Source organism: Sphingobium sp. HWE2-09 (assembly GCF_035989265.1).
Lineage (GTDB): Bacteria > Pseudomonadota > Alphaproteobacteria > Sphingomonadales > Sphingomonadaceae > Sphingobium.
In genome coordinates this window covers 3,192,214-3,211,023 of the sequence record NZ_JAYKZX010000003.1, presented here as the reverse complement: position 1 = coordinate 3,211,023, position 18,810 = coordinate 3,192,214, and the positions used below count along the sequence as shown (strand labels likewise).

Below are 18,810 nucleotides of genomic sequence, written 5' to 3'. Positions count from 1 at the left end.
AGCGCGACAGCGCGCGATGGGCTGTCCAGCGTCGCCATAATGTCACCGGGCGATGGCATGAGCATGGCATCCCGTGTCAGCAAGGCGCCCATCCATGCATTCCCCCTTCGGCCAGAATCCCCAATTCGACATGGACCGCATCAAGCAGGAGATCGCCGACAGCTTCGATGAAGAATTGGAGATGGAGATCGATGAAAGCCGGCTGGAGGACATGCTGGCCGACCTGTCGGACCATCCCGCGCGCGAACAACTGGAACGGCGCACCTATTTTCGCGAGCTGTTCCGCCTTCAGCATGAACTGGTCAGGCTCCAGGACTGGGTCCAGCATAAGGGGCTGAAGGTCGTGGTGATCTTCGAAGGGCGTGATTCGGCGGGCAAGGGCGGGGCGATCAAGCGGATCACCCAGCGGCTCAACCCCCGCGTCTGCCGCGTGGCCGCCCTGCCCGCCCCCAATGAGCGGGAGCGTAGCCAATGGTATTTCCAGCGCTATGCCGCGCATCTGCCCGCCGCGGGCGAAATGGTGCTGTTCGACCGCAGCTGGTATAATCGCGCCGGGGTCGAGCGGGTCATGGGCTTTTGCAGCGAGCAGGATGTGGAGGAATTTTTCCGTTCCGTGCCGGAGTTCGAGCGGATGCTGGTGCGGTCGGGCATCATCCTGCTGAAATATTGGTTCTCGATCACCGACGAGGAACAGCAGTTCCGCTTCAACATGCGCATCCACGATCCGCTCAAACAGTGGAAGCTGTCGCCGATGGACGTGGAATCACGCCGCCGGTGGGAGGATTATACCCGCGCCAAGGAAGCGATGCTGGAACGCACCCACATAGCCGAAGCACCCTGGTGGGTGGTCGAGGCGGTGGACAAGAAGCGAGCGCGGCTGAATTGCATTGCCCATTTGCTGGAGCAGATCCCTTATGAGGACGTGCCCAAGCCGACCGTGACCCTGCCCGACCGCGAACGGCACGACGATTATATCCGCCATCCGGTGCCAGCGTCGATGCATGTGCCCGATCGATTCTGAACCCACCTAGAGCGGTTTAGCTACGCTGGCCTTCGGCTCCGGTCATCAGATGATTTCATCTGATTAGACATCGCTCTAGCGGCGCATGAAGCCCATCCAGCGCAGCAGCGCATAGGTCGCCGCTGCCGCGCCTGCCGCCAGGATCGTGGCGTGCAGCGTGCCCCAGGGTCCGATCGCAAAAGGCAGTCCGCCGGTGTTCATCCCGAATATGCCGGTGACGAGCGTCGCGGGCAGCATCAGCGCGGTGATGATCGATAGGATATAAAGATTCTGGTTGGTGCGTTGCGCCTCCTGGATATCCAGTTCCTCGCGCAGCAGGCGCAACTGGCCCTGCACGCCCAAGATATCGGCGTCGAGCGATTGCAGCCGCTGCACCAGCTTTTCCACCGTGGGCAAAAGCGCGTCGGCCAGATCCTCATCCTCTTCCAGCCGCTGGAACACGCCGCGCATCCCGGCCAGCAGCCGATGCAGTTGCGCCAGCCTGCGCCTGATGCCGATCAGGTCGCGCGCCGTGGACGGATAGTGGCCATCCAGAAATTGATCCTCGGCGCGCTGGACGTCGATGCTCAAGGTTCGGCTGATGTCGGCGATATTTTCGGTGATCGCCGCCACCAGCAATTCCAGCGCCTGGCCCGGGCCAGTCGCCACCGCGCCGCGCTCCAGCCGCTGCCGGGCGATGTCGGCCGACCTTAGCGGATGCAGCCGCGTGGTCAGCATCAGGCTGGGCGTCAGCGCCAGGCGCAGCACGCCGACCCGCGCGGTATCGGCCACGTCGAAGTCCCGCTCGAAATCATGCAACACGCAGCCCACCGTGTCGCCATCAACCAACGCGCGCTGGTGCGTATCGGACGACAGCAATAGTTCCCGCACCGCCAATGGCAGGCCCGCCTGCGCCTCTATCCAGCGGCGCGTGCCATGATCGGCGAGGTTGAGGTGCAGCCAGCGAAAGGAACCTGCAGACGGGCTTTCGCAGGCCTGGACCGGCAACGCCCCTTTGGACGAAAAATCCAGACCCCAGATAAGGCCCGGCCCCATGCCCGACAGGGGCACGGGGCCAGTGAAGACCGGATCCAGAGGCACCGCTATGCGCCTATCCTGCCCATCAGAAGATGTGCGAGAAGAGCATGTACAGCCCGCCCGCCAGCAGAATCGACACCGGCAGGGTCAGCACCCAGGCCATCAGCATGTTGCGGATCGTGCTCATCTGCAGACCCGATCCGTTGGCCGCCATCGTGCCAGCGACGCCGGATGACAGGACATGAGTGGTCGACACCGGCAGCCCCAGATGATCCGCACCGAAAATCGTGCCCATCGCCACCAGTTCGGCCGACGCGCCCTGCGCATAGGTCAGGTGGGTCTTGCCAATCTTTTCACCGACCGTCACGACGATCCGCTTCCACCCGACCATGGTGCCAAGGCCGAGCGCAAAGGCCACGGCGATCTTCACCCAGGTCGGAATGAAGCGCGTGCCTGCGTCGAGCGATTTCTTGTAGGTCGTCAGCGTATCCATCTTCGCTTCTGACAGGCCCGACGCCTTCTCCTTGCCCAAGCGCTTGATCGCTTCGGAGGCGAGATACATGTCGTTGCGGATATTGCTGACCGCCGCGGCAGGCACTTTCGCCAGCGATCCATATTCGCCGACCTGGCGATCGACGTCGCTGACCAGCACGGACAGGGCGGGCAGGGTTTCGGGCGAGAAGCGCTTGTCGGCGATATAGGTGGTGACGCGCTGGCGCGCCTGCGCCGGAGTTTCGCCGGTTGTCCGCTGCACACCAAGCGCTCCGGCCGCCGCGACCGAATTGACGTGGAATTCGGCGGCATATTTTTCCGGCACTGCGCGGTTCAGCGCATAGGCGGTGGGCACCGTGCCGATCAGGATCAGCATGATGAGGCCCATGCCCTTCTGCCCGTCATTGGAGCCATGAGCGAAGCTGACGCCGGTGCAGGTGAAGATCAGCAGGCTGCGGATCCACAGCGGCGGCGGCACGCCGTCCTTGGGTTCCTGATAGAGGGCGGGCGAGCGGATCAGCAATTTCATGGCGAGGAACAGCAGCGCCGCGACGCCGAAACCGATCAGCGGCGATATGAGCAACGCCTGGCCGATCTCGGTCGCCTTGCTCCAATCCACGCCCGACGTGCCGCTCTTGCCATGCATCATCGCATTGGCGACGCCGACGCCGATGATCGATCCGATCAGCGTATGCGAACTGGACGAGGGGATGCCCAGCCACCAGGTCGCCAGGTTCCACATGATCGCCGCGATCAGCAGCGCGAACACCATGGCGAAACCGGCATTGGAGCCGACCTGCAGGATCAGTTCCACCGGCAGCAGCGACACGATGCCGAAGGCGACCGCGCCGGTCGACAGCAGGACGCCCAGGAAATTGAAGAATCCCGACCAGACCACCGCGACATTGGCGGGCATCGCATTGGTGTAGATCACCGTCGCCACCGCATTGGCGGTATCGTGAAATCCGTTCACGAACTCGAAGCCAAGCGCGATCAGCAGGGCGATGAACAGCAGGATGAACGGCAGATAGGCGGTCGTGCTGACCCCGACCGCGCTGGCGTCGGCATAGACGCTATAGGCGACATAGAGAATGGCGGCGAGGATCGCGGCGCCGAAGCCGACCTTGCCCGCCAGGCCCAGTCCTTTGTCCAGATCCGGGCGCATGGCCGGTTGGTCCATCGCAATCGTTGCGTTCATCGAATCGCCCCATGGTAATGTTTCGGGACTCTTGCTAGAAGCTGTGCGTGACAACTGCGTTGCGCTCCACGGCCAAGTTAGCGATGCTTGCGCTTATGTCCGGTTTGATGGCCCGCACAGCGGCAAAATGCCGGCTCTGCTCGCAGATTTGCAACAAATCTCTGCAATGCATGTGCGACATCTGGAGAGAAGCTGCCAAGCCGCTTCCATTTTCGTTCGCTAGATAAGTAGGTTGGGACAAAAATTGGCGGAGAGGGTGGGATTCGAACCCACGGTACCCTCTCGGGCACGCCGCATTTCGAGTGCGGTGCATTCGACCACTCTGCCACCTCTCCGCAGAAGGTCCAGCCTGCGCCGTCCCGGTCGAGGGGCGGCCATTAGCGAATGAAATCCACCTTGCCAAGCGGCCTTTCAGGTATTTTTCTTGTGTCGGCGCAAGAGCATCCTAAATTGGAGATATGAGAGACACGATTCAGATTTTCGGCACCGGCATTACCGCTCCGCCGATCGTCCATGCCCGCTTCAACATCGGCGACGTGGTGCAGCACCGCATGTTCGGCTTTCGCGGCGTCGTGTTCGATATCGATCCGGTCTTCGCCAATAGCGAGGAATGGTATGACGCAATTCCGCAAGGCGCCCGGCCCGACAAGCAGCAGCCTTTCTACCATCTGCTCGCCGAAAACGGCGAATCCAGTTACGTCGCCTATGTCAGCCAGCAGAATCTGGAGGCGGACGACAGCGACGAACCGGTCGATCATCCCGCCATCACCGGCATGTTCGGCCCTTATGCGGACGGCAAATATCATCTTCGCCCGCTTCACCGCCATTAAGGGCGCGCGCCAGCGACTGGGCGGCTTCGGCGCGGCGATGCTGCTGGCCTGCGCGCCGTCCATGGCGACCGCCGCACCTGCCCCAGCGCCTACGGCCGACCCGAGCTTCCCCTTCTCCAACGAGATCGAAGCCTTCGCCAAGGCGAACAATGCCGGTCAGCCGCAACGTGACGCTGCTCTGTTCATCGGCAGTTCCAGCATCCGCATGTGGGACATCGCGTCTAGCTTTTCCGATATCGGCACGGTCAACCGGGGCTTCGGCGGCGCGACGACGCCCGACGTGCTGCATTATTATCCGCGCCTGCTGCCACCCGCCCCACCCCGCGCCGTGGTCGTCTATGTCGGCGACAATGACTTGGCGGCGGGCGGCACACCCGACAAGGTGGCCCGCGATCTGCTGACCCTGCTCAAGCGGCTGCGCGCCGATTATCCGCGCGCGCCGATCGCCTTTCTCTCGCTCAAGCCCAGCCCGATCCGCTGGACGCTCCATCCCAAGATGGTGCAGGTCAACAGCGCCATCGCCGCCCGCGCCAAGGCCGAACGGTTCGACTATCTCGACGTCGGCGCTACGTTGCTGGCCCCCGATGGACTGCCAGACGCGTCTCTTTTCCGAGCAGACGGGCTGCATATGAATGCGCGCGGCTATCAGCGCTGGACGAAGATCGTAGACGACTGGCTGGACCATGTCGCGCCCCTGCCAGCCACCACCCAAAAAGCGTCCTGAACAGTTTCCGATTGATCCACAGCGAAGCAACATTATTACGAGTTGTTCGATAACAGACGCCAAGGGCAAGGGGACGACAGGTGACGACGCAAGACAAGGGTCAGGCAACGCCGCGCGGTGCGATGGCCGAATTGACGGTGCGCGGTGTCATCCTGGGTGCGCTCATCACGCTCATCTTTACCGCCGCGAACGTTTATCTCGGCCTCAAGATCGGCCTCACCTTTGCCACCTCGATCCCCGCGGCGGTCATCTCCATGGCGGTGCTGCGGCTATTTGCGACCGGCACGATCCTGGAAAACAACATCGTCCAGACGATCGCATCGGCGGCGGGCACGCTGTCGGCGATCATCTTCGTGCTGCCGGGCCTGATCATCATCGGCTGGTGGCAGGGCTTCCCCTATTGGCTTTCCGCCTTCACCATCGCGTTGGGTGGGATATTGGGCGTCATGTATTCGGTGCCGCTGCGCCGTGCGCTCGTCACTGGCTCCGACCTGCCCTATCCCGAAGGCGTCGCCGCGGCCGAAGTGCTTAAAGTAGGCGCGGGGTCGCGCGAAGGGCTGGAAGAAAATAAACGCGGCCTGGCCGCCATCGTCGCCAGCGCCATCGCCGCCGCCAGCTTCTCGATCATCGCCAAGACGCGCATCCTGGCCGAAGAAGCCGCCACCTTCTTCAAATTCGGTGCAGGCGCCACGTCGGTGTCCACCAGCTTTTCCATGGCATTGATCGGGGTTGGTCATCTGGTCGGCCTGTCGGTCGGCGTCGCCATGTTCATCGGCCTGCTGATCAGCTGGGTCGGCCTGGTTCCTTATCTTACCGCTCCGCTGCCTTCGGGCGCAGAACTGTCCGACATCGTCGGCACCGCCTTCCGCACCAAAGCACGCTTTATCGGTGCCGGGACGATCGGCGTGGCGGCGATCTGGACCCTGCTTAAGATCCTTGGGCCTATCGTCAGCGGCATCCGATCCGCGCTGGTCGCCAATGCCACGCGCCGGTCGGGCAACGCCGCCAGCCTGGACATTACCGAGCGCGACCTGCCCATTTCCATCGTCGGCGGCACGATCCTGGCGGCCCTCGTCCCCATCGGCTTCCTGCTGTGGACCTTTGCGCAGGGCGGACCGATCGCGGCCAACCCTGTGCCTGTCATTGGCCTGACATTGGCCTATGTGCTGGTCGCGGGGATCGTGATTGCATCGGTCTGCGGCTATATGGCAGGTTTGATCGGCGCGTCGAACAGCCCGATTTCGGGCGTCGGTATCCTGGCCGTGCTGGGCGCATCGCTGATGCTCGCCGCCATCTATGGATCGGGTGGCAATGACCCCAGACAGACGCAGGCGCTGATCGCCTATGCGCTGTTCACCACCGCGATCGTCTTTGGTATCGCCACCATCTCCAACGACAATCTCCAGGATCTCAAGACCGGGCAGCTGGTCGGCGCGACGCCATGGAAGCAGCAGATCGCGCTGATCCTGGGCGTGTTGTTCGGCGCGCTGGTGATCCCGCCTGTGCTCGACCTGCTCAACAGCGCCTTCGGTTTTGCCGGCGCGCCCGGCGCCGGGCCGAACGCCCTGCCCGCGCCGCAGGCGGCGCTGATCTCCGCTTTGGCGAAGGGCGTGCTGGGCGGCGACCTCGACTGGGGCCTGATCGGCATCGGCGCGGGGATCGGCGCTGTCGTCATTCTGGCGGACGAACTGCTGGGCAAATCCGGCAAGCTGCGCCTGCCCCCGCTTGCGGTCGGCATGGGCATCTATCTGCCGATGGCCCTGACCCTGCTGATCCCCGTCGGTGCGCTAGTCGGCCATATCTATAATCGCTGGGCGCTGCGGCAGGATAATCCTGAATTTGCCGAGCGCATGGGCGTGTTGATGGCGACCGGCTTCATCGTGGGCGAAAGCCTGTTCGGTGTCGCTTTCGCCGGCATCGTCGCCAGCACGGACAGCGATGCGCCGCTTGCGCTAGTGGCGGAAAATCACTGGGCAGTGCCCTTGTCGGTGCTGGTCTTCGCCGGAGTGATCGCCGCGCTTTATGCCAAGCTCAAAAACTGGGCTAGCAGTCCCCTGTCGTGACCCTGGCTCCGATCCACCTGTCCTAAAGGGAAGCGGAAAAGCGCTGCCATTTATGCGTTTCTTGCCGAACTATGAGTCAGGCAACGCCCAACCGGAACCAGAACGGCCAAGAGGATCGCGTCACCTTGGATAATGAGGCGGCGCTTCTTTACTGGACCTATCATTTCGACGTATCGCCCGAGGAACTGGCCGAAGCGGTCGATATCGTCGGCGACACCGTCACCGCGGTCGCCGCCTATCTCAATACCGGGCGCTGAAACGAAAAAGGGCCGCGCATCGCGCAGCCCTTTTCCAGCTTATCGCTTAACTTAGAAGTTGAAGCGGATGCCCCCGGCGTAGCGGCGGCCGAAGCGCTCCCATTCGATCGTTCGACCGCTGCTGGCCGATGTTGGCGTACCCGTCACAGTCAGAAGATTGGCGGGATCGACATAGCGACGCCCAGGCTGGTTCAACACGTTCGATACATCGAAATAGACTTCGAAATTCTTCGTGATCGCATAGCGTGCCGAAATGTCCATTTCCTCGTCAGCAGCCCAATAGGTGTCGCCGGCATCGGTCAGGTCGTCGGCGATCGTGTCGAGCCAGGCACTGCGGCGCTGGAACTGCACGCGAACCGACAGGCCGTATTTCTCATAATAGCCGCCGACATTATAGACAACGTCCGACGTGCCGGGCAGGCGCACCTTGCGGCTTGGTACTGCGCCCAAGGCAGGTTTTTCGACCTTGCTGTCGTTCAGCGTCAGGTTGGCTGAAATGCCAAAGCCGCCCATCCAGTCGGGCAGGCCCAGGCTCTGCGTCCACGGTTCCAACTGCAACTGCGCGGCGGCCTCCATACCGAACACGCGACCGCCGCCGCCATTGGTGATGCCGGTGTAGAAGTAGTTGGACCGGTCGACGCCATTGCTGTTGAGCGCAGTCGAACCAAAAGTGCGCCGCTGGTTGTACAGCACGTCTTCGACCTTTTTGTAGAAGGCACCAATCATCAGATAGCCCTGCGGCCGCAGATACCATTCGAAATAGCTGTCAACGCCATAGGCGCGTTCGGGCTTCACCGCAGGGTTGCCGCCCGAAATCGTCTCATTGGTGTCGTTGACCACGACGTTGGGTCGCAACTGATCATAGTCGGCGCGCGCGGCACCGCTGTTGAACGACAAGCGCAACTTCTTGGTATCGTCGATATTATAATTCACGTGCAGGCTGGGGAAGGCCAGCGTCTGGCTGGCGTCCGCAACCACCAAACCGCTCGTGCTGCCTACCGTCGCGATGGCACGGCCGTGATTCTTGATATGTTCGACGCGGACACCGCCGACCACCGAACCCCAATCGTAACGGACCGTTCCCATCAGGAAACCGGCGAACACTTCTTCGCGCACATTATAGTTGTTCCCGGTGACGGGCGTAAAGGCATAGAGTTCCTGCGCCTTTTCCGACGCCGCCTGCATCTTGGACGTGTCGAAATAGCGGAAGGTGTACCCCATGGGCAGAGCGCCCTGGAAAGCCTCATCCGTCGAGAACTGATTATAGTCGGTAGGCAGGCCAACCGCTGCGAACTGGGCGGCGGTGTTAAGCACGATGTTTTGTTCGTTCGCGATCTTGTTGCGGCGGTCATATTGGAGACCGGCCTTGAGCGTCGCATTGTCCAACTCACGTGCCAGCACGACCCGGCCGGTATAGGCCTTGGTGGTATCCACCGCATCCAGCACGGTGAAGGATGACAGCGGCTTGTTGAAATCATCGATCGCGGTGACCGCAGCGCCCGCCGAATAGCGGGTTGCAGCACCCGTGCCGGTCTGGAGCGTACGGAACAGCAGTGGGGTAGAGCGGTTGGGATTGCTAAAGTCGTAGCTGACGGTCGGACGCAACGTGCGCGTGCTCGGACTGTCCCAGGTCGCTTCGCCGGTGACCGAACGATCATCTTTCAATTCGGTATAGTTGCCGACCCAGCTCAGCTTCCAACCATCGGCAATGTCATGATCGCCCGCGATGCTGTTGGTGAAGATCGACTGGCGGAATGCGCGTAGCGTCGAACGCTGGCGGATGTCGATGCCATAGACGGTGCCCTTTTCCGGCGTGTTGCCGATGCATACATCGGCATAGCCAGTGGTGGCAGGCGAGGTATTAACCGTCGTCGGGCAAGCGGCGGACGCATTGGACAACGCCGACTGCTGGTCATCCAGGTCGAACCGGTAATTGTCGCGCGCCTCGTCGTCGCTGAAAATGGTGTAAACCGACCGCAGCGAAATGGTATTGGCCTCGTCCGGCTTCCAGTCGACACGACCCGACACCGACCAGTTCTTGCGAGTCAGGCGGTAAAGCTTGTTTTCCGCCTCATGCGCCCAGAAACGCGTGGCGTTGCCGGGGCGCTGATCCTGATTGACGCGCTCATAATCGACTTCGAAATTGTCGGTGATCATATTGCGTTCGTAATAGCTGCCCGACAGCAGCACGCCGATTTCACCGATGCCGGTGTTGAACCGGTTCGACACGACCAGCGCGCCTTCATATTCCTTCTTGTCGTCGCCCAGTTCGGCCAAACCCATGCCGCCCTTACCGGCCAAATGGAAGCCGCTGTAATCGAAGGCTGAACGGGTCACCACGTTGACATTACCGGCAACCGTTTCGCCGGGCATGTCCGGCGTGACCGCCTTAGATACGATGATCTTGCCTGCGATGGCCGAAGGGATGGAGTCGAACCGCGCATCGCGGCCTTCCGGGCTGACTACGTTGATGCCGTCGAACGACAAAGTGGTCCAGCTCTTGGGCGCGCCGCGCAGGTTGACGTAACGGGCCTGGCCCTGGTCGCGCTCTACGCTGACGCCCGGCAGGCGGCTGGTGGCCTGCGCGATATTCTGGTCGGGCAGACGGCCCACCGAGTCGGACGCTACCACGGCGACCAGCGAATCACTGTTCTTCTGCACGTCCAGCGCGGCAGCTTCCAATTCTGCGATCGGACGGCTGCCGGTCACGACGATCGAGTCGCCCTCGGCTTCGGCCATCGGTTCCTGGGCCAGCGCATCGAGCGATGCCATCGCGCCAATGGCGATCCCGCAGGTCAGCGCAAGGCGAACGAATTTAAGGCCGGCAGGACGCCGGATCGAGACAGTCTGCATGATTTCCCCCTGTGAAGGTCGCTCTTCGCGATCGAGGGCCACCTAGAGGGCGCAAAGGTCAGAACGATGAAAGGCGAGTGACGATTCTGTTACATCGCCATCAATTTGGGTCGCTTTCTTCGTCACATATTTGTCATCGCCAAAGTCCAATGCGTCCGCGACATATGGGGGACATGATGAAGACATTAGCTTTGACTACCGGCCTTACTGCTGCCTTCCTACTGGCTGGTTGCACGACCGTCCCGGCCGAACTGCCGATTGAACAACGCATCGCCAATGCAACCCCGGCGGTGAACGTCACCGCGCGCGGCGAAACCACGCCGGTCGGTACGCCCAATGCCGACGCGGCGGACGATCCGGCGATCTGGCGCAATGCGGCGAACCCGGCGCAAAGCCTGATCGTGGGCACAGACAAGAAGGCCGGTCTTTACGTCTATGGGCTGGACGGCAAGACGCGCGATTTCCTGGACGCGGGCCGGGTCAATAATGTCGATCTGCGCGATGGCGTGGCGATCGGCGGCACACCGGGTATCCTGGTCGTCGCCAGCGACCGCAATGATGTGGCGAATGCCAAGCTCGCGCTCTTCCGCCTCGACCCCGCTACCGCCACACTCAGCGCCTTGGGCAAGGTCGATGCGGGCAAGGGCGAAGCCTATGGCGTCTGTCTGTATCGCGATTCGCAAGCGACGTATGCGTTCATCGTGCTGAAGGACGGCACGATCAACCAGGTCGCGCTCGACACATCGGGAGCGCCTGTCGGCAGGATCGTCCGCACGATGAAGCTGGGCACCCAATCGGAAGGCTGCGCGGTCGATGACCGCACCGGCATCCTGTATGTGGCCGAAGAAGATGTCGGCCTTTGGCGCTTCGACGCGCGCGCGACCGGTTCCACCACGCCTGTGCAGATCGCGGCGGCTGACGGCAAGAATCTGGTGATGGATGCCGAAGGCGTCGCCATCGCGCCGATGGGCGAGAAGGACGGCTATGTCCTCGTCTCCAGCCAGGGCGACAATGCCTATGTCGTCTATAAGATGCGCGATGACAGCTATGTCGGCCGCTTCCGCGTAGTCGATGGCACCATTGGCGGGTCGGAGGAAACCGATGGCATCGAACTGATGCTGGGCGATTTCGGCCCTGCCTATCCCGGCGGCCTGTTCATCGCGCAGGACGGCCACAATGCGACGGCGGCGCAGAATTTCAAGCTGGTGGCCTGGGACGACATCGTCAAGGCGCTGGGATTATAATTCCCCTCCCGCACGCGGGAGGGGTAGCGAGACTTACGCGCAAAGCGCGTTAGTCGCAGCGGGGTGGGCCAACGCTACACGTTGCGCCTGCCCACCCCCTGACCCCCTCCCGCCAGCGGGAGGGGGAAGTACGCCTACTTGTTGCCCGCGAACCACGCCGCCAGCGGCGCCTTCAACCGGCTCCGCGTCTCGATCCGCGTCTTGATCGCCGCGATCGAGCGATCCACGACCTTGCGCGATTCGGGTGTCAGATATTGGGTCGCGTAGGCGTCCAGCTTGGTCGCCATCGCCGGATCGGCAGAGCCACCACCCAACCGAGCCAAGGCCTGGCTGCGCGCCGACACGTCGATCATCGCTTCATATTGCGCGCGGTGCGCCAGCACATAGTCGACCGCCATCATCGGATGCTCCGCGCCTACCTGCGCGATGATCGCGGCGCTGGTGGTCTTGCCCGGCTCATCGGTCAAAGCGAGGTCGAGCGCCTGGCCCGCCAGCTTCTCATCCTTCGCCCCGCCCAGCAGCGCATAGAGCGTGCTTTTTTCCAGGTCGCTTTTCGCGCCCTTCGCCAGGCCGCGCAGCTTGTCCCACGTCGCCTGATCCGCATTTTTGGCGATGATGCCCAGCCACACATTGCGCAACGGGCCGTCGAGCGCGGCGGGATCGGTCGCCAGGGCGGCGAAGCGGCGATTGGCCTCCGCCACCACGGCCTTGTCGCCCATGTCGCCCAGCGTCGATACCAGCGCCGAACGCAGCACCGGAACCTGCGGGCCTTCCCCGGCCTTGGCATCATAGCCGATGGACGTCAGCAGCGGCGTCAACTTGGCCGACGCATAGGTCGCGACCCGCGCCTGGCCCGTCTTGTCGCTCTCCAGCATATCATAGGCGCTGCCCAGATAGTCCGGCACTTCCGCCAGCACGGCGGGCGTGGCCGTGGCGGGCACGGCGTCCACCAGGTCCAACGCCAGTCCGATCGGCTGATAACCGCCCAGCCCCAGCTGGAAATTATCCGCCAGCAGGCCGGTCTGGTCGATGCTCGACAGCTTGGTGAAATCCTTCGCCAGCGCCTTCACGTTCGCTGCGGGATAGAGCGAGCGATAATAGCCCGTCTGTCCGGCGTTGATGACATAGGCGCCGCAGCCTGGCAGCGTCACCTGCCCCTTGCCGCCGGTCAGGATCAATCGCTGTGCTTCTCCGCCCAGCGTCTGGGCTTTGATCGGCACGTTCCAGCTGAGCGGCATCTTGCCCTTCTGGTCGCGGCTATATTCGCCCTGGCTCAGCGTCAGGACGGTCGATCCGCCCTTGCACACGGCACTGTCCACCGTGACCAGCGGAATGCCCGGCTGCGAGGTGAAGTCGTGCGCGATGGAAACCAGCCCCTTGGCGCCCGCACCCTCGACCGCTTTCCACAGGTCGTCAGTGACGGTGTTCCCATAGGCATGCGCCTTCATATAGGACTGAATGCCCGCTTTCCACGCATCCTCACCGGCATAGCCTTCCAGCATGGTGATGACGGCTTCACCCTTTTGATAGGTGATGGCGTCGAACGCTTGGTTCACCTGATCGACGGTGGTGATTTTCTGCACAACGGCATGGGTGGTGGCGAGCGAATCGAGGCTCATCGCCGCCTCGCGGCCATCGACGCGAGTCAGCAGCATTTCCCAGTCGGGTTGCAGCTTGTCGGTCACCTTGGTCGCCATCCAGCTGGCGAAGCCTTCGTTCAACCAGAGATCGTCCCACCAGGCCATGGTGACAAGGTCGCCGAACCATTGATGCGCCATTTCATGCGCGACGGTTTCATAGATGCGGCGCTTGGTCGCTTCGGACGTAAAGCGCGGATCGACCAGCAGCGCGCGTTCGAAGGTGAAGATCGCGCCCCAATTTTCCATCGCGCTGAAAAACTGGCTCTGGCCCGGCCCCGCGACATTGTCGAGCTTGGGCAGCGGATAGGGAACGCCGAAATAGTCGTTGAAATAGGGCAGGATGCTGGCCGACGCGTCCAGCGCCAGCTGCGCCTTGCCGGTATTGCCCTTGCCGGTGATGACGCCGACTTCGGTATTGCCCGCCATCTTGGTCGCGCGGTCCAGTTCGCCCAGGCCGAAGAACAAGAGATAGGACGACATTTTCGGGGACGTGCCGAACGTCACCAGCTTTTTGCCGCTGCCGATGGCCTTGGTCGCCTTGACCGGCATGTTGCCGACGGCCAGCTGATCGGCGGGCACGACCGCGCTCAGGTCGAACGTCGCCTTATAGCTCGGCTCGTCCCAGCTGGGCACGAAACGGCGTGCATCGGGCGCTTCGAATTGGGTGAAGAGCGCGCGTTTCGCCGCGCCCGCATTGTCGGTATAGTCGAGTGCGAACAGGCCATTGGCCTGCTGGTTGATGATCCCGGCATAGACGATGTCGACCTTGTAGCTGCCAGGCGTAATCGGCTTGCCGAAATCCAGGCTGACGGTCTGGGCGTCGGCATCGACCTTGGCCACGCCCTTGATCGCCTTGCCCTTCGCCGGGGTGAGCATGACCGACGAGACGGTCAGGTCCGCCGCGTTCAGCACCAGCGTCGGCAGTGCCGCGCTGACGGTGACGTCGATCGTCACCTTGCCGCTGAACTTCAGGTTCGCCGCATCGGGCGTCACTTCGATCGCATAATGGCTGGGCGCAGCGCCACGCGGCAGCTGCGTCGTGATCCCGGCGGCGGGGCCAGCGGGCATGGAACCGGGTGTGGGCGCGCTCTGGGCCAGGGCGGGGGCGGCAATGGCGATAGGCGCGGCCGCGATCAGCAGCGGCAAAATGGTCTTGAGGGGCATAGGATGAAGACTCCGACACGTCTTGGGAGCGCATGAAATCATGTCTCACGCGCAATAAACGCGGGATCACCCGTTTCGCTGCATCGGTCAAGCGATGGCGCGCTATCATAATGTCGTTGGTCGAACCCTGTTGCGCGTTCGTCAAACTGAGGCGCGCAGCACGATATTCTTACCGGCCCCCTGGCCTTAACCGGGATGCCGCTGTTTGCGAGCATGGCAGGGGATTAGCAGCCATTGCCGTTAATCTGTCACCAGGAAAAGCGGGATCCCGGGTCAAGCCCGGGATGACGGAGGATATCTGCTAAAGCAGGACATCACCCCCGGCCGCGATAGCCCGGCACATCCTGCGCAGGCAGCCACAGGCCCGCAGGGGGTTCGCCCGATTGCCAGAAGACGTCGATCGGAATGCCGCCGCGCGGATACCAATAGCCGCCGATGCGCAACCAGATCGGGTCCATCTCGGCAAACAGCCGCTCGCCTATGCCGACGGTGCAATCTTCGTGAAAGGCGGCATGGTTGCGGAAGGCGCCCAGGAACAGCTTCAGCGACTTCGATTCGACGATGGTCGCGCCGGGCGCATAATCGATCACCAGATGCGCGAAATCGGGCTGTCCCGTCACCGGGCAAAGCGAGGTAAATTCCGGCGCGGTGAAGCGCACCAGATAGGGTTTGCCGGGGCGCGGATTGGGCACATAATCCAGGACGGCAGCTTGCGGACTGGCGGGAAGCGCACTGGTCTGACCCAGGTGCAGCGGCGTGGTAGGAAGGTCGGTCATGCCGCGCATCTACGCCATTGCACGACTGATGTCATCGCCTTCGCATTGTTCACTTGCGGTTCAGCCGATCTTGTGCCTTGGCAAGGGTCATGGGGTCTAACATTCGTTCGCTGATCATCGCCGCGCCGCTGCTGCTGGCTGCGCCCGTCCATGCCCAGCAAACGGAGGCGCAGACACCCGGCTTTCAACTGCCGCCATCCAGCGCGACCCCCGCACCCAATCCCAACCAGCAGGGGCCGGAACTCAACGTCTATCGCGATCCGGTCACGCCGCGCACTGCGCCGCCGGTAGTCGTGCCGCCCGTCGTCGCGCCCATTGTCACGCCGCCCGCCGCGACCGTGCAGCCCACGCCGCAGCCCAGCCGCCCGCGCCCCGCGCCTGCCACCGAAACGCCGCGTGCGGACCGCCCGGCCGATCGTCAGGATACGCAAACGCCGCGTTCACCCGCGCCCGCGCAGACGGCACCGGCCGAACCTGCCCCCGACACTGGCAGCACCCCTGCCGCAGAACCGCCTGCCCAGCCGCTTCCCGCGCCTGCACCTGACGCCACGCCAGAGCCAGCCGCGACGCCTGCCCCGGCGACGGAAGAGGCCAGCCCTACGCCTTGGGCCTGGATCATCGGTGGCGTTCTTGCACTCGCTGCTCTTGCAACCGTCTTCCTGATGCGCCGTCGCAAAGCCAGCGCAACGCCTGTCGAACAGCCCGCCGAACCGACCCGCGCGACGCCGCCTGTGCCGGTCGTGCCAGCCGTCCCCGCTGCATCGGTCGAACCGCCGCCGGCCGCGCCCGAACCGGCCGCGGCCCTGCACCTGCCCGTCGCCGCGACCACGGCCAACACCGACCGCCCGTGGATCGACATGGACATGCACATCGCCCAGGCGCGCTTTTCTCTGATGGGGGTGACGATCGCCTATCGTCTGACCTTGCATAATCGCGGCGACCGGGCGGCGCAGGAGATATTGGTGCGGGGCGTGCTGGGCAATGGCGGCGCGCAGCAACAGGCGTTGCTGGAGTCCTTCTTCGCCGGGCAGGACGGACTGCCGCTGCACACCGCCGTGACGATCGCAGCGGGTGAGACACGGCAGTTGACCGGCGAACTGCGCCTGTCGCCTGACCAGATCATGCCGGTGACGATGGGCCAGCGCAGCCTGCTGATCCCGCTCGCCGCCTTCGACGCCGCCTATCGCTGGGGAGCCGAAGAGGGCGAAGCCGACGGGCAGCCGGTGGGTCAGGGCCGCACCGCCCGCGCCTTCATCGTCGGGCAGGAGCAGGACCCCCCGGCCGACAGGCTGGCGCCGCTGCGCCTGGATCAGGGGCCACGCCAGTTCCGCCGTCCCGCCGCCCGCGCCGCCGCCGAACTGACGCCCGCCTGACACCCCTTCCCAGCCCTGCCCGCGCGCCGTAGGAAGGGCGCAAGACAGGCTGAGAAAGACAAGGCGCATGACCCTATTCGTTTCCACCGACTGGCTCGCGACGGAACTGGGCCAGCCCGACCTGCGCATCCTGGACGCCAGCCTGTTCCTGCCCGGCACCCCGCGCGATCCCCGCGCCGAATATGAAGCCGCGCATATTCCCGGCGCAGCGTTTCTGGACCTGCCGAGCCTGAACGATCCCGACGATCCGACGCCCGGCATGGCGCCGCCCGACGACCTGATGACCCAGCGGGCGCAAGCATTGGGTATCGACACCGACAGCCGCATCATCGTCTATGACAACAGCCCGACGCACAGCGCTGCGCGGGCCTGGTGGATGATGCGCGTCTATGGCCTGGGCGCATCGGCTGCGATCCTGGACGGCGGCCTGCCCAAATGGCTGGCGGAAGGGCGGCCGACACAAAGCGGTGCCTTCACCCCGGCTCCCGGCAATGCCGTCGCCCGGCTCGACCGCAGCCAGGTCCGCACCAAGGCCGATCTGCTCGCCAATCTGGACAGCCAGGCCGCGCAGGTGCTGGACGCGCGCGGCGCGGGCCGCTTCACCGGTGCGGAGGCCGAACCCCGGCCCGGCATGGCGTCCGGCCATATTCCGGGCAGTCGCAACATCCCTTCCTCCGCCTTTTTCAACGCCGACAACAGCATGAAGCAGGGCGATGACCTGCGCCGCCTGTTCGTGGACGCGGGGACGGATTTCGACCAGCCGATCATCACCACTTGCGGCAGCGGCGTCACCGCCGCGATCATCCTGGCCGGGCTGGAATCGCTCGGGAAGACCGATGTGACCCTGTATGACGGCAGCTGGTCGGAATGGGGCTTCGATCCTGCGACACCGAAAGCGACAGGTGCGGCGTGAGCGACGATACCCGCAAGCCTTTGACAAAGCTCGCCCAAATCGGGCGCAAGCCCGAATGGACGCAAATGCCCGGCCAGCCTGGCGGCATCGTCAGCCCCCCGGTCTGGCGCGCCTCCACCATCCTCTATGACGATGTCGCCCATCTGCGCAAAGCGGCGGGCAGCAGCACGCATGAACGCCTGTTCTACGGGCGGAAGGGCACGCCGACCGCTTGGTCGCTGGCCGACGCCCTCACCGAGATGGAGCCGGGTGCGGAAGGGACGATGCTCTACCCATCGGGTGTCGCGGCGATCGCCTGCGCGCTGATGGCGGTGCTAAAGCCCGGCGACCGGCTGCTGATGGTGGACAGCGCCTATGACCCGACCCGTAATTTCTGCACGCAATTGCTTGATAGTTACGGCATCGAAACTATTTATTATGATCCCACTACTGTCTCACTCGATGTCTATCTTGCCGACAGGCCGATCCGCGCGCTCTTTCTGGAAAGCCCCGGCAGCCTGACGTTCGAAGTGCAGGATGTGCCTGCGCTCACCGCCTGGGCGAAGGCGAACGGGGTCGTGACCCTGCTGGATAACACCTGGGCGACGCCGCTCTATTTCCCGGCGCTGTCCCATGGCGTCGATATCTCGATCCTGGCCTGCACCAAATATATCGTCGGCCATAGCGACGTGATGATGGGCAGCGTCACCGCCAATGCGGACTGGTTCGCCAGGGTCCGCCAGACCGCCTATCTTTTCGGCCAGATGGTCAGCCCCGACGACGCCTGGCTCGCCTCGCGCGGGCTGCGCACATTGGGCGTCCGGCTGAAACAGCATCAGGACAGCGCGGTTGCCGTCGCCAACTGGTTGAAAGACCAGCCCGATGTCGCCCGCGTCCTGCATCCCGCGCTCCCCGATTGTCCCGGCCATGCGCTGTGGCAACGGGATTTCAGCGGCTCGACCGGGCTATTCAGCTTCATCCTGAAGGGCGGCGGTGAAGCGGCCCGCGCCGCCCTGATCGACGGCCTCGCTCATTTCGGCATCGGCTATAGCTGGGGCGGTTTCGAAAGCCTTGCCCTCCCGGTCGATCCCGCCCGCTATCGCAGCGCGACGACGTGGGAAGCGGACGGACCCGCCATCCGCCTGCATATTGGGCTGGAAGACCCCGCCGACCTGATCGCGGATCTGGACGCGGGCCTGGCTCGCTTCCGCGCAGTCCGCGACACAGAATAAGACATGGGGCACAGCGCAGCAGGACAATTCGTCC

Annotated in this window: 14 protein-coding genes and 1 tRNA gene; 9 read left to right on the top strand and 6 right to left on the bottom strand. The window is 63.6% G+C overall.

All coding sequences use genetic code 11. The annotated features are described in order from the left end of the window. Window positions 1–94: 94 nt before the first annotated feature. On the top strand, window positions 95–1,021 hold the full coding sequence (gene ppk2 / locus U5A89_RS21125; protein ID WP_338162934.1) for a polyphosphate kinase 2: 927 nt from the start codon (window positions 95–97) through the stop codon (window positions 1,019–1,021). A 75-nt stretch (window positions 1,022–1,096) separates the two neighbouring features. On the opposite strand, the gene U5A89_RS21120 is transcribed toward ppk2, so the two are convergent. From U5A89_RS21120 to U5A89_RS21110, 3 genes are all read right to left on the bottom strand, one after another. Next, window positions 1,097–2,101, bottom strand: coding sequence for a transporter (locus U5A89_RS21120; RefSeq protein WP_338162933.1), 1,005 nt, complete (start codon window positions 2,099–2,101; stop codon window positions 1,097–1,099). A gap of 22 nt (window positions 2,102–2,123) precedes the next feature. After that, window positions 2,124–3,728 (bottom strand): inorganic phosphate transporter, encoded by a 1,605-nt coding sequence (locus U5A89_RS21115; protein WP_338162932.1) that lies wholly within the window; start codon window positions 3,726–3,728, stop codon window positions 2,124–2,126. Window positions 3,729–3,973: 245 nt separating this feature from the next. Continuing rightward, window positions 3,974–4,063: transfer RNA gene (locus tag U5A89_RS21110), tRNA-Ser, on the bottom strand. Between the two features lie 123 nt (window positions 4,064–4,186). On the opposite strand from U5A89_RS21110, the gene hspQ reads away from it, so the two are divergent. From hspQ to U5A89_RS21090, 4 genes are all read left to right on the top strand, one after another. Further along, window positions 4,187–4,558 (top strand): heat shock protein HspQ, encoded by a 372-nt coding sequence (gene hspQ, locus U5A89_RS21105; RefSeq protein WP_338162931.1) that lies wholly within the window; start codon window positions 4,187–4,189, stop codon window positions 4,556–4,558. Next, window positions 4,515–5,282, top strand: coding sequence for a GDSL-type esterase/lipase family protein (locus U5A89_RS21100; protein WP_338162930.1), 768 nt, complete (start codon window positions 4,515–4,517; stop codon window positions 5,280–5,282). Before hspQ ends, U5A89_RS21100 begins: the two co-directional genes overlap by 44 nt. A gap of 122 nt (window positions 5,283–5,404) precedes the next feature. Then, window positions 5,405–7,345: an OPT family oligopeptide transporter gene (locus U5A89_RS21095; RefSeq protein WP_338163143.1), complete on the top strand. Its 1,941-nt coding sequence runs from the start codon at window positions 5,405–5,407 to the stop codon at window positions 7,343–7,345. A gap of 71 nt (window positions 7,346–7,416) precedes the next feature. Next, on the top strand, window positions 7,417–7,602 hold the full coding sequence (locus U5A89_RS21090) for a DUF3606 domain-containing protein (protein ID WP_338162929.1): 186 nt from the start codon (window positions 7,417–7,419) through the stop codon (window positions 7,600–7,602). A 51-nt stretch (window positions 7,603–7,653) separates the two neighbouring features. On the opposite strand, the gene U5A89_RS21085 is transcribed toward U5A89_RS21090, so the two are convergent. Next, complete coding sequence (locus U5A89_RS21085; RefSeq protein WP_338162928.1) at window positions 7,654–10,455, bottom strand: TonB-dependent receptor; 2,802 nt, start codon at window positions 10,453–10,455, stop codon at window positions 7,654–7,656. Window positions 10,456–10,631: 176 nt separating this feature from the next. On the opposite strand from U5A89_RS21085, the gene U5A89_RS21080 reads away from it, so the two are divergent. Next, window positions 10,632–11,699, top strand: coding sequence for a phytase (locus U5A89_RS21080; RefSeq protein ID WP_445190686.1), 1,068 nt, complete (start codon window positions 10,632–10,634; stop codon window positions 11,697–11,699). 134 nt (window positions 11,700–11,833) lie between these two features. On the opposite strand, the gene U5A89_RS21075 is transcribed toward U5A89_RS21080, so the two are convergent. After that, a complete protein-coding gene (locus U5A89_RS21075; protein ID WP_338162926.1) occupies window positions 11,834–14,503 on the bottom strand; it encodes a M1 family metallopeptidase in 2,670 nt (889 codons plus the stop codon). 314 nt (window positions 14,504–14,817) lie between these two features. Continuing rightward, window positions 14,818–15,279, bottom strand: a complete 462-nt coding sequence (gene queF / locus U5A89_RS21070) for a preQ(1) synthase (protein ID WP_338162925.1) — start codon at window positions 15,277–15,279, stop codon at window positions 14,818–14,820. Window positions 15,280–15,368: 89 nt separating this feature from the next. On the opposite strand from queF, the gene U5A89_RS21065 reads away from it, so the two are divergent. The 3 genes from U5A89_RS21065 to metC all read left to right on the top strand — a co-directional run bounded on the left by U5A89_RS21065 (window position 15,369) and on the right by metC (window position 18,776). Next, a complete protein-coding gene (locus U5A89_RS21065; RefSeq protein ID WP_338162924.1) occupies window positions 15,369–16,652 on the top strand; it encodes a hypothetical protein in 1,284 nt (427 codons plus the stop codon). A gap of 67 nt (window positions 16,653–16,719) precedes the next feature. Next, window positions 16,720–17,565 carry a 3-mercaptopyruvate sulfurtransferase gene (gene sseA, locus U5A89_RS21060; protein WP_338162923.1) on the top strand — a complete coding sequence of 282 codons (846 nt, stop codon included), beginning with the start codon at window positions 16,720–16,722 and terminating at the stop codon, window positions 17,563–17,565. Further along, window positions 17,520–18,776 (top strand): cystathionine beta-lyase, encoded by a 1,257-nt coding sequence (gene metC, locus U5A89_RS21055; protein ID WP_445190685.1) that lies wholly within the window; start codon window positions 17,520–17,522, stop codon window positions 18,774–18,776. Before sseA ends, metC begins: the two co-directional genes overlap by 46 nt. Window positions 18,777–18,810 lie beyond the last annotated feature (34 nt).